The organism is Acinetobacter gandensis, assembly GCF_001678755.1.
In the GTDB taxonomy this organism is placed as follows: domain Bacteria; phylum Pseudomonadota; class Gammaproteobacteria; order Pseudomonadales; family Moraxellaceae; genus Acinetobacter; species Acinetobacter gandensis.
The window spans coordinates 76,921-92,133 of record NZ_LZDS01000027.1; the positions used below are offsets into that span (position 1 = coordinate 76,921).

The window sequence follows — 15,213 nt, forward strand, 5'->3', positions numbered from 1 at the left end:
CTCCTTAAATCTTTAAAATATCATCTAAATCTTGACGCATTTTCTCAATCCAAACTAATTCAGATTTTGCCTGATCGATAGCTTTTATACGTAAATCTTTATCCTGAATTTTCCCTTTGATCTCTTTTATGATTTGCTCAAATTTTTTGTCAAACTCTTGAGTCAAAAATTCTGTATACATATCAATAATTTTATTTCCACCTTCAGTGATATGCGTTGTACCCTGTTGAATAAGATTATTAAATTGCGTTCTTATTTCTGCTCCACGTTTATCCCAAGCAGTTTTTAAGGAAATGAACTCTCTTTCCTCAGTAACATCTACAATTTTCTTGTTACCCCAAGAAAATGGGTTATACCATTTTGAAGTTTTAACCTCTCTTTGCCCCACTACAACAGTGCGAGATTTGATTTCATTTCGCGTAGTTTTAGTCACTGCGATATCGAAATTTTTAAATTTACTTTCTAATCCACTCAACACAGGAATTTTCAAGTCTTTCACATCTTCAAAAATATCTGAAATATACTTTTGATATTCTGTATTTAATTCCTTATGAATATTTTTTTGCATAGCCAAATATGCATTATCCAACTCATTAATGACTTCATTAAATTTAAATTTCAAATCATCTTCTAACTTTTCTAATTTGTCATTCGCTTGATCAATACTCACATCACCTTGCATGGTATTAGTAATCGAACTCCATTTGTCTTCTATTCCACGTCTTAGTGATTTGATCTTAGACTGAATAGTCTCAGGGACATGATTTTTACGTTCTTTAAGTTTTGCCTTATATGAGGCTGTTTCAAAACCTTTAGCCCGCTTAGCTTCTAGATGCTTAATGGATGCTAAAATATTCTCTAACTCTTTCTCATCTTGTTCTAATGCGGCATTCATTTGCTCTTCATTTAATGCTAACCCTATTGCGGTATCTAATGCTTCTTTTGCCCGATTTAGTCGGTGTGGAAGATTATATTTTTCAATATATTCATCTATCATCATTTCTACAGCTGGTATGCCGCTATTTTTTAATGCGGTATTTAACTCATCATCATCAATGAGCTTTAAATTTTCAACCTTATGTGCAACCTTTGACGTTAAAGGCATATACTTAATAAAGTTATATTCATCTTCCAAAAATTGATCAATATAATCATTCTTTTTGCTACGTTCACGTCTTGTTAACTGTTGTTCATCATTGCGCATCAGTCGGGTTGCAAATGCTGAAATAGGATATACCAAAGGATCTTGAATACCATTTTCTATTAAGTAGGCTCTTACATTATCTAAAGCTTTTTCCAAAGATTCTTTCTCTAGATCAAATTCATCGCATTTATTTACGATAAAAATAAAACGATCTTTAGCTTGCTTGCCACCTTTCTTGATCTCCTTAGCAACTAGCTCTAATAAGTTTTTATCATCATTAATGCCTAATTGTGTGGCATTTAAAATATATAAAATTAAAGGACTACGTTGCGAATCTTGAATGAAAGACATTGTCAAACGAGCATGAGATTCATCACGACTGTTATTTGGCCCAGGTGTGTCAGTAAGTACTAGTCTTACATTGTCTCTTTTTTTCATTCCATAAATTGGACCAGTAATATTGATTGTATGTGTATCTTTTTGATCATTCCAAGAATTCAAAACCTCACTATTTAAAATTATATTTTCTTCTAGAATCTCACCATCAGAATTATAACGATTACCATAGTAAGTATCTGATTTTGTATCATAAATTTTTGCAATAGTTGCTGTAGTCGCCTCATTACGAGCAGGTAATAAATCTGTGCCTAACATTGCATTAATGAATGTTGACTTCCCTGATGACATTGTAGCAACTACATAAGCATCAAAATCATTATTAAATGCTTCATTCAAAGCATCTGAAACTTTCGAATTATTCTGTAAATAACTAAAAAATTTTGGATTTTTCTTTGCGAATTCAATCATTCCTTTTATTTTTTCAAGTCGAATATCGACACTTTCTACAGGAAAGTAAGGAGTTAATTTAAAATTAGTTCTATGCTCTAAATTTGCTTTTTCAATTTCTTCTTTAAGATCAATATAATCCGATTCTAATCCTATAAAACTGATTTCTATATTGCTATCTTGATTAAAAAAATCATATAGAAGCTTAGGAAGCTGATCTACCCACAACTGTAATCTACGTTGTTTGAGATGAGATAAAATATTATTTCCTAAAACTTCCTGACCATTCACAAAAAACTGTGTTTCAATTGAAAATGGATTATGTTTAATTTCAATATAATTCACTTAACCGCCCCTACTTATTTAATAAAAATATTTGGTTTTTAATAGAAAATTCAAAGTATGGAAAACCTGTATTACAGTATATATGATTCAAATACTCATAATCCTCAAATTCATCACCGAGGCATTCAAATCGTTTCTGTGCTTTAATATGTGCAATTTGTTCAGGTGAAAAAGGAGTATAAGCAAGGTTAATAATTTCATGTTCATTTTCTAAAAAACTAAATAATTCTCTTTTTTCTTTTTTAGAAAGTTTCTCTTGTCTAATAAATTTATTAATTAGCAATGCCCTATAAGCACTTATACTAAAAATTATCGGCTTTACAAAACCGAGATCATTCAAATAATTTTTTAAGTTATTTATGAAACTCTCAATAGATTCTTTATCTAAATCAAAATCATCAATTTTATTAACCAAGAAAATTATTTTATCCGAATCTATAGTTCGTTTTATGAATTTTAAAAAACTGACATCATCATTAATGAATGGTTGGGTAGCGTTTATCACATACACCAAGTAATCAAAATTTTCTTCCTCAATGAATTCATACGCTAAGTTTTTGTGACTTTCATCTCGACTATTGTTTGGACCAGGAGTATCAATAAGCACCAAATTCTCAGAGAAATTAAATTTCCCTTTAACTAAGATTTCCTGTACCTGTTGGCTTTGATTTAATACTTTTAAAGTATCAGCAGTTAACGCATCTACTTCTTTCACTATTGCTTTATTGCTATCAAAAGCTCTAATCAACTCTACATCACTAGCTTGTATCTCTGTTATCGTAGCAGTAGTTGCTTCATTCGCTGAATGTAATAATTCAGTGCCTAAAAGCGCATTAATACATGTAGTTTTGCCTGCACTCATAGTAGCAGTAAATACAATTCTAATTTTATTCATTTTTAAACTTAAAGATTTTCATTAATATCCATATTTTACAATAATTTTCAATAAAATCAGAGTTTAATTTTAACTTTCAATAAAAAAATTGTGGGAGTATTACCATCTTCTTTTGTTAAAAAAATCCTATATGAAGAAATTAAAAAAATTTACATATTAATTCTAGTAGAAACCTTTATATAAATTTTTATCTATTTTTTCATCAATTTTACACTTTTAGACTTGTCTATTTTTTTCTTTTGCTAAGCTTCTCATTAAGCAATCTTGCTTAACTATAAAAATAAGGAGTAGACAGACAATGTCTATTGCAAAACTTTATCGAGTAAAAGATCTCGTAAACTATCCAGCACGTACTGGTAAGGTCTATGTAGACCGTTCTGGTCGAACACGAACACTCTCCCATCGTGATGCAACCACTGGATTACTGAACATTTCAGAGTCCATGCTTTGGAAGCTTGTAAAGCGTGGGGATTTCCCTGCCCCCACTTATATTACTGCAAGTATGCCAACATGGTCTGAGAATCAAATCAATGAATGGTTAGCAAGTAAAAATAGAGCTGCATAGCGACTATTTTATTTCTCTTAAAGCCTGTCACTAGACAGGCTTAAATATATATAAATTATATTTAGGTCTGAGTCTCGGTTTACCCATAAGCTCATATAAGTGATCCGCCCAATCCTGCATCATATCTCTTCGCTCTTCTAAATATTTTGCTCGGTTATAAGCAAGTCCATTTGGATCTTTAACTCGATGTGCCAGTTGATGCTCAATATAATCGATACGCTTCTTTAAGACTTCATCAAGGATTGTTCTTGCTGATGCTCTAGATCCATGGGCTGTATGCTTTCCTGCAAAGCCTAATCTTTCAAGTGCTTTATTCATGGTATTTTCAGAAATATAGTTCTTTCCATCCCGTCCAATAAAGAAGTATTCACTATCGGGATATAAGTCAATGATGGATTCAAGCAATTCAATAGCTTGTATTGACAGTGGTACGATATGATCTTGCTTAGTTTTACTGCTTACAAATTTTAAGCATCGTTCATCTTTATAATAATATGCTTTCTTAAGGCTTCTAATCTCTCCAGGGCGTTGAAAGATCAACAAAGAGATCTTGAGTGCCACTTGCGTCGTAATCATGCTTCTAGGGAACTGCTCAGGGTAAATCCATATCGCTTTGACTAATGCACTTAAGTCTTTCGCCTCAGTTACGGCTGGATGGTTTTTTTTCGGTGGTGTAGGTAATTCAATATCTTCAATCGGGTTGTAAGTTATGAGTTTTCTTTTTCGAGCAAATTTAAAGATTTGATTTAAGTCTGACTTTAACCTTTTTGCAACAGCGTATGCTTTCCTCTCGAGAATAGGCTGAAATACTCGATCTTCTAGCACCTCCAAAGTTAATTGATCAAAGGTTAAGTTTGCTATGTATGGTAGGACATCATGATTTAAACGACGAATCGTTTCACTATCTTCTTTCTTTTCTATCGCTCTTTTCTCAAGCCACTTTCCTGCGATCACTTGGAAAGTATGATCTAACTCATGCTTACGTTGATGTTTATGTTGTAAACGTTGTGCAGCAGGATCGATCCCCCTTTGAATAAGCACTTTGTATTCATCTCGAACTTTACGAGCTTCTTCCAAAGACATCTCAGGGTACGTACCAAGTGACATTTCATTACGCTTGCTCGTATATGGGCGAGTGTAATTAAATATCCAATACCGACTCCCATTCGAATCAACACGAAAGTATAGATTTCCGCCATCCCCTATTTTTATACTCTTTTGCGGATCAGCCTTAAGTTTTTTAATTTGTAATGCTGTGAGCTTATTTTGAGTACGTGCCATTATAAAAACCACGCAAAAAAAAATGTAGTAAGCTTTAACTTACTACATTTCTTACTACTTTATAACTGTCGATTTACGTCAAGTGTCAACGTGCGTCGTATCGTTATATTCCAACTTTAACCAATATAATCAATCGCTTATATTGCGTTAAGCAATGTTGGACAGTATTGTTTGGCGGAAGCGGTGAGATTCGAACTCACGGAGGACTCGCGCCCTCGTCGGTTTTCAAGACCGGTGCATTAAACCGCTCTGCCACGCTTCCATGTGCGCCATAATACGGAGGTTTTATCCATCTGACAAGTAAAAAATACAACTAAACCTTTCAAATGAATATTGTTTCACCACTGCATTAAAGTTTTGCCGCTAGTTCAGCCCCTTCACGGATTGCACGTTTAGCATCAAGTTCTGCTGCCAGTTTAGCGCCGCCAATAATATGGTAATTTGCGAGCGTTTTCTCACCTGGTTCTGGCATCAAATGCTTAACTGATTCCTGACCCGCGCAAACGACAATTGTATCTACTCGAAGTAATTGATCATGCCCCGCTGTTTCTACCCACAAACCTTCTACAGTAATGGCTTTGTATTGCACACCACGTAACATCCGTACACCATTTTTCTTTAATTGTGCACGATGCACCCAACCAGAGGTTTTTCCTAAACCAGCACCTAACGGTGTCGTTTTACGTTGTAACAGGTAAATTTCACGCACAGGCATTTCAATTTCTGATGCTTGCATTCCACCTTCGGTGATATAGTTCGGATTTGGGTCAATGCCCCATTCACGCTGCCAATCTACCAATGGTTGAGGCTGCGGCTGATGTGGTGGCTTTAATAAAAATTCAGAGACATCAAAACCAATCCCCCCAGCACCAATCACTGCAACTTTATCACCTACTGCTGCACCTTTTAGCACCTCAGCATAAGACAGTACATTTGGCGCATCACTGCCAGCAATCTTCAAATGACGTGGTACAACACCTGTAGCAATGATCACCTCTTCAAAACCTTCACGTTCAAGTTGTTCGCGGTTAACGCGCGTATTTAAACGCAGTTCAACACCAGTTTTTTCAATTTGAACTTTAAAGTAGCGAATGGTTTCATGAAATTCCTCTTTACCAGGTACAACTTTTGCCAAGTTAAATTGACCACCAACCTCATCATTGGCTTCAAATAAAGTGACATCATGCCCACGACTCGCAGCAACAGTGGCAGCTGACATACCTGCCACACCACCACCCACAACAGCAATTCGTTTTGGTTTTTTGGCCTTTAAATAAACCAGCTCAGTTTCATGTGCCGCACGTGGGTTCACCAAGCAACTCACGCGTTGATTTTTAAAAGTATGGTCTAAACATGCTTGGTTACATGCAATGCAGGTATTAATTTCATCGACACGGTTAGTTGCCGTTTTATTTACCCAAAAAGCATCTGCCAATAAAGGACGTGCCATTTGCACCATATCAGCTTTACCACTTGCTAAAATTTCTTCAGCGGTATTTGGCATATTAATACGATTGGATGCAATGACTGGTATTGATACATGCTTTTTCACTTCTGCTGTGTAATCGACAAATGCGGCACGTGGTACAGAAGTCACAATGGTGGGAATTCGCGCTTCATGCCAACCAATCCCTGTATTCAATAATGTAACACCCGCTTGTTCTAATGCTTTCGCAACAGCAATGACTTCTGCCATCGTGTTGCCGTCATGCACCAAATCTAATAAGGACAAACGGAAGCAAATAATAAATTTTTCACCCACTTCAGCACGAATCTTTTTAACAATTTCCACTGCGAGGCGCATACGATTTTCAATGTCACCCCCCCAACGGTCTGTACGTTGGTTCACATGGCGACTTAGGAATTGATTCAGCAAATAGCCTTCAGAACCCATGATTTCTACGCCATCATAGCCAGCTTTGTGTGCAAGGCTTGCGGATTTCACATAGTCATCTATGGTCGATAAAATTTGTTTATCACTCAGCTGACGTGGTTTAAAAGGTGAAATCGGTGATTTAATCGGACTCGATGACACCACAAATGGTTGATAGCCATAACGACCCGCATGCAGAATTTGCATTAAAATTTTAGCACCATGCTTATGCACGGCGTGTGTAACTAAACGATGTGGCGCCACATCGCCTAAGGTATTCATTGTTCCCCCGGCTGGTAACAACCAGCCTTGACGGTTCGGCGAAATACCGCCTGTAATGATGAGGCCAACACCACCTTTTGCGCGCTCGCCAAAATATGCAGCAAGTTTTGGATAATTATAAAAACGATCTTCTAAACCACTATGCATGGAACCCATGACCACACGGTTTTTAATGGTGGTAAAACCTAAATGCAGCGGTTTTAAAATATTTGCATAGCTAGTCGTTGTCATGCTGAATCCTTATTTTGGCTTTGCAACTTGTTGCATAACACTTTAGCGGTTTTTTTATATTTTGGGATGACAATTTAGAAAATATTCTTCGCTTTTATGGTCAATACCGTGTAACGCATAAATTATTCACTCATAAAAAAGCCGTGATATATCACATCACGGCGTGTCGTTTTTAAAAGCATTATTTCCAATGTTTCAGCTTACTGGTTTGTCCAATCCCGACATTAAAGCTATTGGTTGGATCCAGCTTTTGATAATGATTTTTTAATGCAGGCTTCGCCACATATAAATGTCCGACATTATGCTCAGCTGGGTATTCCGCCCCACGCGCATCCAGTAAATGCCACATTTGGTGTTCCATCGCCAAAGGATCCACGCCCTTTTTCACAATATAGTCCTGATGAAACACATGACATAAAAAGTGACCATAATAGAGTTTATGAACAATCAGATCATCCATCTCTTTGGGTAAGGTTTCCACCCACTCGCGATCATTACGACGCAATGCGATATCCAGAGCTACAATATCTTCAACTTCTGAACGGTGCGTATCCCGATAACGAATTGCTGCACCTGCAACGGCAAAACGATGTAAAAATGCTTTACGTCCTTCTTCCTCGCTACAGTGGAAAAAATCACCTGAGGCTTTATCTTGGAAGTACCGTTTTAAAAAGCTTTCAACTTGCTCGACATCTTGATTTTCAATCCGAATAACCAAATGGTGTTCATACAGATCACGGAAGGCATTCATCCGTTTCGGTAAATGATTGGGCATGAATTTGGTCACCAACTGTAAAACTTTATCTGACAGTCCTTTCATACCAAATTTTTCTAAGTACGCATCGACCTTATCTTTCATTGCAAATGCAGCAGGTACTTTGGCTGTGCCGAGTTTTTCAATGAACATGAAGGTGTCTTTACCGTACTCTGCCCCAATATCATAAGCCACGCGGTGGATATATTCCCCTGCAATCGGCAATCGCGGCAAATCTTTTAGTAAAAAACGGCGGATTTCAGTCAAATCATCATGTGAATTTGTACCGACGTAAAATACCTGACTTGGAATTTTTTCAAAGGTATCCAAACGTACGGCAAAAACACACACTTTACCTGCCGAACCCGATGCTTCATATAAACGAGACGGATCGGCATTAAAACGTGCAGGCGTATTTTCATCAACTTGTTTAACATCATGTCCATAACGATGGTCCGATGCGCAGCAGCCTGAGTTATTAATAATGTCGCCGATTTGATAATTTTTCGTTTCAAGCTTGCTTAGAATTTCTTCAGGTGTTTCTCCGAGATTTACCCCTAAATGATTCACCAACTCTAACTGACCATCATCATTGACACGAGCATACAATGCCAGCTCAGTATAAGCAGGACCACGGCGCACCAAAGCACCGCCTGAGTTATTACAGACGCCACCTAAAACTGAAGCTCCAATACACGATGAACCAATCACCGAGTGTGGCTCCCGATTAAATGGCACCAATTCTTTTTCAAGTCGATCTAGTGTTGCACCAGGTAGACAAATCACTTGTTGACCGTCATTAATGACCTGAATGCCAATCAAACGACGCGTGCTGATCAGAACCACAGGACGGTCATAGTCATCGCCAAAAGGCGTTGAACCACCGGTCAAACCTGTATTGGCTGCTTGCATAATCACAATACAATCTGCATCAACAGCCGCTTGTAGTACTTGCCACTGTTCCAGTAATGACCCTGGTGCAACAACAGCCAGTACTTTCCCTGCACCGTAACGACGACCTTGGCGGTATAAACGTGTGTCTTTATCGTCAGTTAAAACGTGTTGTTTACCAACAATCTCGATGAGTTTTTGAATGGTTTGCTGTGAATCTGAATGGGGTTGCATATTGGTTATCCTATGGATGAATGCTTATACAGTTCAGGCTTTAAAGGATTCATAACGGCGGAGTAATTTCAGTTTTGTTTATATTTAGGAATTAACCTTCGGTTCGACCTACTTTCCTTTTGGGAAAAGTAGGCAAAACCATTGTCATCCGCAAAACTCGTCAAATACTTTCTGATAAATATTATCTTCGCAGAAACATCACTTTAAATATGTAAGCCTGCCTCGAACAATTGCAGATGACATTTACGCGTATCAAAGTTAAGAAACAACTCGAATTTGACATTTAAAAGTTAACGGCTAAGCCAACTCTCGCTCTAAACGTACCAAACAATCTGAAGTAATATCAGCAATGGTTTTTGCACCTGTTAAAGTCATTGCCACACGCATTTCTTTATCAATCAGTTCTAAAAGATTTGAAACGCCCGCTCCACCCGCAGCACCTAATGCGTAAACAAAAGCACGACCGAGCATACACGTGTCCGCACCCAACGCCAGCATACGTACAACATCTAGACCATTACGAATACCCGAATCTGCAAGGATTTTAATATCACCCTTGACTGCATCTGCAATTGGTGGAAGCGCACGTGCAGAAGATAAAACACCATCCAACTGACGACCACCATGGTTTGAAACCACAATCCCATCTGCACCGAAACGCACTGCATCTTTGGCGTCTTCAGGGTCCAGAATTCCTTTAATGACCATTGGCCCATCCCAAAACTCACGAATCCACTCAAGGTCTTTCCACGAAATAGACGGATCGAAGTTAGAACCTAACCAACCAATATAATCTTCTAGACCTGTAGGCTTACCTAAGTATTTGGAAATATTGCCCAAGTCATGCGGACGTCCCATCATGCCGACATTCCACGCCCAATGTGGGTGGAAACATGACTGCATATAACGGCGCATTGCTGCATTTGGGCCACTCATACCCGAGTGAGCATCACGGTAACGCGCACCCGGTACAGGCATATCCACAGTAAATACCAAGGTTGAACAGCCTGCCGCTTTAGCACGTTCCAAAGCATTTTTCATGAAACCACGGTCACGCAGCACATAGAGCTGGAACCACATTGGACGCTGAATCGCAGGCGCCACTTCCTCAATTGGACATACTGAAACGGTAGAAAGCGTAAACGGAATCCCCTTTTTATCTGCAGCGACCGCAGCCTGAACTTCACCGCGACGTGCATACATGCCTGTTAAACCCACAGGCGATAATGCAACTGGCATCGACAAAGTCTCATCAAACAGTTTGGTCTCTAAACTTAACTGTGACATGTCGTTCAGTACACGCTGGCGCAAAGCAATTTTTGATAGATCTTCTACATTACGCTTCAGGGTATATTCTGCATACGCACCACCATCGATGTAATGGAATAAAAATGGCGGTAAACGACGTCGTGCCGCTTCACGGTAGTCATTGGCAGAAGAAATAATCATGCTTATATCCTGTTTAATCGACTGGCACGCTGACGACGAGCTTCTTCTTCATCAATCATACGCACCTGTTGTACTACAAACTCAATGTGTCCACAGACTGCTCTACGTGCAGCTTCAGGATCACGACGTTCAATTGCATTCATGACTTGAAAATGCTGATCATGCAATTGATCAAATCGGTGTGCTTCGCTATAAACTTTTCGACGACCTAAAACGACATTAAATTGCAACAGATCAAATAGACCACGCATCATCTGAATCAACACTAAATTATGTGATGCTTCAGCAATCGCCAAATGAAATTTGGCATCTGCACGCGCTGCTTCATCGTCATTGCCTAAAGCCTGAAAATGATTGATCTGATCATAATAATGTCGGATATGTGCCAAGTCCTCTGCTGTAGCACGTTGTGCCGCATACCATGCAGTACCACCTTCCAAAATAATGCGCGCCTCTTGCACATCAAACCGGTAGGCAGGGTCTTCACTAATCAAACTGCTGATGGGCTGCACAATTTGATAACTCGACCAAGTCGCTGGTAATTGCTTTAAAAAAGTCCCCGCACCGACTTTACTGACCAACACGCCCATGCTGGTCAATTGAGAAATCGCTTCGCGTAAAGAAGTGCGTGAGACGCCAAGTTGTTCACACAGTTTCCGTTCTGCAGGCAGACGATCTCCAACTTGCATATTGCTTTCTTCAATCAATACGCGAAGACTTTGAACAGTTTTATCAGAGACTTTCATCTGCTTTCCTTAACGTTGTTACACAATGCGTGTTATGGAATCATCCAAGGGAACACATAAGCTTGTAGGGTGATTAAAATCCCCATCATGATTGTGAACGTTATACTGTGTTTTACGGTAAAACGGAATAAATCAGACTCTTTACCTACCAAGCCAACTGCCGCACATGCAATTGCAATGGACTGGGGTGAAATCATTTTTCCTGTCACACCACCACTGGTATTGGCAGCAACGAGTAATACTTCTGGTACACCGATTTGCTGTGCAGTGGTTGCCTGTAATGCAGCAAATAGCGCATTGGCTGACGTATCTGAACCCGTAAGGAAGACACCAAGCCATCCTAAAAATGGTGAGAAGAAGGTAAAGGCTTGACCTGTATGTGCAAGTGCTAATGCCAATGTTGCTGACATCCCTGAATAATTGGCGATAAATGCAAAAGCCAAGACCATCCCAATTGAATAAATTGGAATTTTTAATTCATTAATGGTTTCACCAAAGGTCACAATCGCGTCTTTCGGCTTCATTTTTAAGAAAATAATGGTAATGATCGCAGCGATAACAATTGCTGTACCTGTTGCCGAAAACCAATCAAATTTATAGATAGCATCGTAGTCCTTCATTTCAGGTACGACTGGCGGCATCTTTTGAACCAATTGATGTAAAAATGGCACTTTGATCGAAATAACTAAATCATGTAAGGCACCGTCTTTAGTAAATAAATCTTTAAACGGTTTAATACTCCAGATCGTGACCATCACCGTTAAGATCGCAAATGGCGACCACGCTTTTGCAATTTGACCCAAGCTATATTTTTGCTGTTTTTGTGCAGCAACATCTTCACTCATCGTCGCATCTTGATCTGCAAAGCGGAAAATATGTTTAGGCTGCCAATATTTAAATAAAATCGTTAATGACACTAAAGAGGCAATCGCCGCGGTAATATCTGGTAATTCAGGACCGACAAAGTTCGAGGTTAGGTACTGTGCAATCGCAAAGCTACTCGCCCCAACTACAACCGCAGGCCAAGTTTCCTTCACACCGCGCCAGCCATCCATAATCGCCATAATCCAAAACAGTACAATCGGCACCATAAATGGCAGCTGTCGACCAACCATCTGACTGATTTCCATCGTATCAACACCAGACACTTGTCCAGCAACGATAATTGGAATACCCATCGCACCGAAAGCTACTGGCGCTGTATTTACGATCAGACAAAGACCTGCCGCATATAAAGGCTTAAAGCCTAAACCTACCAATAGTGCTGCAGTAATCGCCACAGGGGCACCAAAGCCCGCCGCACCTTCTAGGAAAGTACCGAAAGCAAAGCCAACTAACAGCATCTGTAATCGTTGATCTTCAGTAATGGAAAGAATCGAAGAACGGATAATGTCAAACTGCCCTGTTTTGACAGAAATTTTATACAGGAACACCGCACCAATAATGATCCATGCAATCGGCCATAAACCGTAGAAGAAACCGTAGACCATCGAAGCCAATGCCATGAGCGCAGGCATGTCATAGGCAAATAAAGACACCAAAAGTGCCAGTACAACGGTGATCGTACCTGCCACACTGCCTTTTAAACGAAATACAGCAAGCGCCAAGAAAAAAAAGATAATCGGAATGAGCGCAATTAAACTTGATATCCATATATTCCCCATTGGGTCATATATTTGCTGCCATTGAAGCATTGTCATCTCCTTGAAATGCTTACTAAGATTTAATTATTGAGCAATATCAGCATGTGGTCTTTTCATATTGGTATTACCAATATAAATATTAAAGACATAAAAACTCATACTATTGCTGAAATACTCCGCAATTTTTAATTATTTCAACTCAACCATTCAAGCTTTTCTTATTTTTGGTATGACCAATATTCAATGCAAAAACATTATTTTCCAGTTTAAATTTTTAACAATCCTTTTTTAAATATATGTTTTATATTTATTATTTATGAATAAACTTTATAAAATATACTTTAGTCTAATAACCAAGCTTTGTTTGACTTCAGTCTCATTTCAACGAAAAGGATAAAAACCAAATCAACTCAATATTGGTATGACCATTTATTTAAATCAAATAGATTTATTTATATTTGCATCCTATTCCATTCAGAAAACGCATTTTCCGCCCGCAAAAACTGGATGAAGTATTCACCAATAGATTTCAACGATCATTTTTTTCCACCTCATCGCTTGTATCTCATGATTTTTTAGAAAAACCGTGCAGAAAAGTGCTACAATCGCGCACATATATGTATTCTTTCAGGCCACCCATTCTCGGTGCCTATATTTATATCGTTAGGATTAACAATGACTGATAATGCAACTATCTTGCAGAATGTCCCAGTTGGCAAAAAAGTTGGTATTGCCTTCTCTGGTGGTCTAGATACTTCAGCTGCGCTTTTGTGGATGAAACAAAAAGGTGCAGAACCTTATGCTTACACAGCAAACTTAGGTCAACCTGATGAAGACGACTACGATGCGATTCCAAAAAAAGCGGAAGCGTATGGCGCAGTTAAAGCTCGCTTAGTTGATTGTCGTTTACAACTTGCATTAGAAGGTATTGCGGCTATTCAATGTGGCGCTTTCCACATTTCAACTGGTGGTATGCCTTACTTCAACACGACTCCTCTTGGTCGTGCAGTTACAGGTACAATGCTTGTAACAGCAATGAAAGAAGATGACGTAAACATCTGGGGTGACGGTTCGACTTATAAAGGTAACGACATTGAACGTTTCTACCGCTATGGTCTATTGACTAACCCATCGCTAAAAATTTACAAACCGTGGTTAGACCAAACCTTTATTGACGAATTAGGTGGCCGTGCAGAAATGTCACAGTTCCTAATCGACAACGGTTTTGACTACAAAATGTCAAAAGAGAAAGCATACTCAACTGATTCAAACATGTTAGGTGCGACTCACGAAGCAAAAGATCTTGAATACCTGAATGCGGGTATCAAAATCGTAGACCCAATCATGGGCGTTGCGTTCTGGAAAGATGACGTAGAAGTAAAAGCTGAAGAAGTTTCTGTAACTTTCGAAGAAGGCTTCCCTGTTGCATTAAATGGCAAACGCATCGAAAACCCAGTTGAGTTCATTCTTGAAGCCAACCGTATCGGTGGTCGTCATGGTCTAGGTATGTCTGACCAAATCGAAAACCGTATCATTGAAGCAAAATCTCGTGGTATCTACGAAGCTCCGGGTATGGCTCTTCTTCACATCGCTTACGAGCGTCTTGTGACTGGTATTCACAACGAAGACACCATCGAACAATACCGCATTAACGGTCTTCGTTTAGGTCGTCTTCTTTACCAAGGTCGTTGGTTCGATTCTCAATCTTTAATGCTTCGTGAAACTGCACAGCGTTGGGTTGCTAAAGCGATTACAGGTACAGTTACTATTGAACTTCGTCGCGGTAATGACTACACCATCATGAACACTGAATCTCCTAACCTCACTTATGAAGCTGAGCGTTTAACCATGGAGAAAGGTGATTCTATGTTTAGTCCTGCTGACCGTATTGGCCAATTGACTATGCGTAACCTTGACATCACTGATACACGTGCAAAACTTGGCATCTACACTGGTGCTGGCTTGCTTGCAGTGGGTACAGGTTCTGCAGTGCCTCAATTAAAAGACAAAAACAAATAAGATTTGTTGAGTCAAAAAAAACCGCGCAATTTGCGCGGTTTTTTATATCCAAGCTTTATAAAAGCATCACTTAAA

The 15,213-nt window shown here is 38.9% G+C and carries 10 protein-coding genes and 1 tRNA gene; 2 read left to right on the top strand and 9 right to left on the bottom strand.

All coding sequences use genetic code 11. The features are described from left to right. Positions 1–4: 4 nt before the first annotated feature. Both A9J31_RS11655 and A9J31_RS11660 read right to left on the bottom strand, forming a co-directional pair. The gene (locus A9J31_RS11655; RefSeq protein WP_067765975.1) at positions 5–2,275 is read right to left on the bottom strand and encodes a dynamin family protein; all 2,271 of its coding nucleotides are present in this window, start codon (positions 2,273–2,275) and stop codon (positions 5–7) included. A gap of 10 nt (positions 2,276–2,285) precedes the next feature. Further along, on the bottom strand, positions 2,286–3,170 hold the full coding sequence (locus A9J31_RS11660) for a dynamin family protein (RefSeq protein WP_067765978.1): 885 nt from the start codon (positions 3,168–3,170) through the stop codon (positions 2,286–2,288). 298 nt (positions 3,171–3,468) lie between these two features. On the opposite strand from A9J31_RS11660, the gene A9J31_RS11665 reads away from it, so the two are divergent. Beyond that, a complete protein-coding gene (locus tag A9J31_RS11665; RefSeq protein WP_067765981.1) occupies positions 3,469–3,735 on the top strand; it encodes a helix-turn-helix transcriptional regulator in 267 nt (88 codons plus the stop codon). A 30-nt stretch (positions 3,736–3,765) separates the two neighbouring features. Here the strand turns inward: A9J31_RS11665 and A9J31_RS11670 are convergent, their stop codons facing one another. The 7 genes from A9J31_RS11670 to lldP all read right to left on the bottom strand — a co-directional run bounded on the left by A9J31_RS11670 (position 3,766) and on the right by lldP (position 13,176). After that, complete coding sequence (locus tag A9J31_RS11670; RefSeq protein ID WP_425394350.1) at positions 3,766–5,019, bottom strand: tyrosine-type recombinase/integrase; 1,254 nt, start codon at positions 5,017–5,019, stop codon at positions 3,766–3,768. Positions 5,020–5,188: 169 nt separating this feature from the next. Then, positions 5,189–5,278, bottom strand: a tRNA-Ser gene (locus A9J31_RS11675). A gap of 87 nt (positions 5,279–5,365) precedes the next feature. Beyond that, positions 5,366–7,402, bottom strand: coding sequence for an NADPH-dependent 2,4-dienoyl-CoA reductase (locus A9J31_RS11680; RefSeq protein ID WP_067765987.1), 2,037 nt, complete (start codon positions 7,400–7,402; stop codon positions 5,366–5,368). Between the two features lie 181 nt (positions 7,403–7,583). Next, positions 7,584–9,281, bottom strand: coding sequence for a D-lactate dehydrogenase (gene dld, locus A9J31_RS11685; RefSeq protein ID WP_067765990.1), 1,698 nt, complete (start codon positions 9,279–9,281; stop codon positions 7,584–7,586). 297 nt (positions 9,282–9,578) lie between these two features. Further along, positions 9,579–10,730 (bottom strand): FMN-dependent L-lactate dehydrogenase LldD, encoded by a 1,152-nt coding sequence (gene lldD, locus A9J31_RS11690; RefSeq protein WP_067765993.1) that lies wholly within the window; start codon positions 10,728–10,730, stop codon positions 9,579–9,581. A 2-nt stretch (positions 10,731–10,732) separates the two neighbouring features. Further along, a complete protein-coding gene (gene lldR, locus A9J31_RS11695) occupies positions 10,733–11,476 on the bottom strand; it encodes a transcriptional regulator LldR (RefSeq protein WP_067765996.1) in 744 nt (247 codons plus the stop codon). A gap of 32 nt (positions 11,477–11,508) precedes the next feature. Continuing rightward, entirely contained in the window at positions 11,509–13,176 is a 1,668-nt protein-coding gene (lldP, locus tag A9J31_RS11700; RefSeq protein ID WP_171256696.1) for an L-lactate permease, read from the bottom strand. Positions 13,177–13,794: 618 nt separating this feature from the next. On the opposite strand from lldP, the gene argG reads away from it, so the two are divergent. Beyond that, positions 13,795–15,138, top strand: coding sequence for an argininosuccinate synthase (argG, locus tag A9J31_RS11705; protein WP_067765999.1), 1,344 nt, complete (start codon positions 13,795–13,797; stop codon positions 15,136–15,138). Positions 15,139–15,213 lie beyond the last annotated feature (75 nt).

Coding starts and splice junctions, on each gene's coding strand:
- dld (WP_067765990.1), bottom strand. CDS start 9,281: ATGCAACCCCATTCAGATTCACAGCAAACCATTCAAAAACTCATCGAG.
- argG (WP_067765999.1), top strand. CDS start 13,795: ATGACTGATAATGCAACTATCTTGCAGAATGTCCCAGTTGGCAAAAAA.
- lldR (WP_067765996.1), bottom strand. CDS start 11,476: ATGAAAGTCTCTGATAAAACTGTTCAAAGTCTTCGCGTATTGATTGAA.
- lldP (WP_171256696.1), bottom strand. CDS start 13,176: ATGACAATGCTTCAATGGCAGCAAATATATGACCCAATGGGGAATATA.
- A9J31_RS11680 (WP_067765987.1), bottom strand. CDS start 7,402: ATGACAACGACTAGCTATGCAAATATTTTAAAACCGCTGCATTTAGGT.
- A9J31_RS11665 (WP_067765981.1), top strand. CDS start 3,469: ATGTCTATTGCAAAACTTTATCGAGTAAAAGATCTCGTAAACTATCCA.
- A9J31_RS11660 (WP_067765978.1), bottom strand. CDS start 3,170: ATGAATAAAATTAGAATTGTATTTACTGCTACTATGAGTGCAGGCAAA.
- lldD (WP_067765993.1), bottom strand. CDS start 10,730: ATGATTATTTCTTCTGCCAATGACTACCGTGAAGCGGCACGACGTCGT.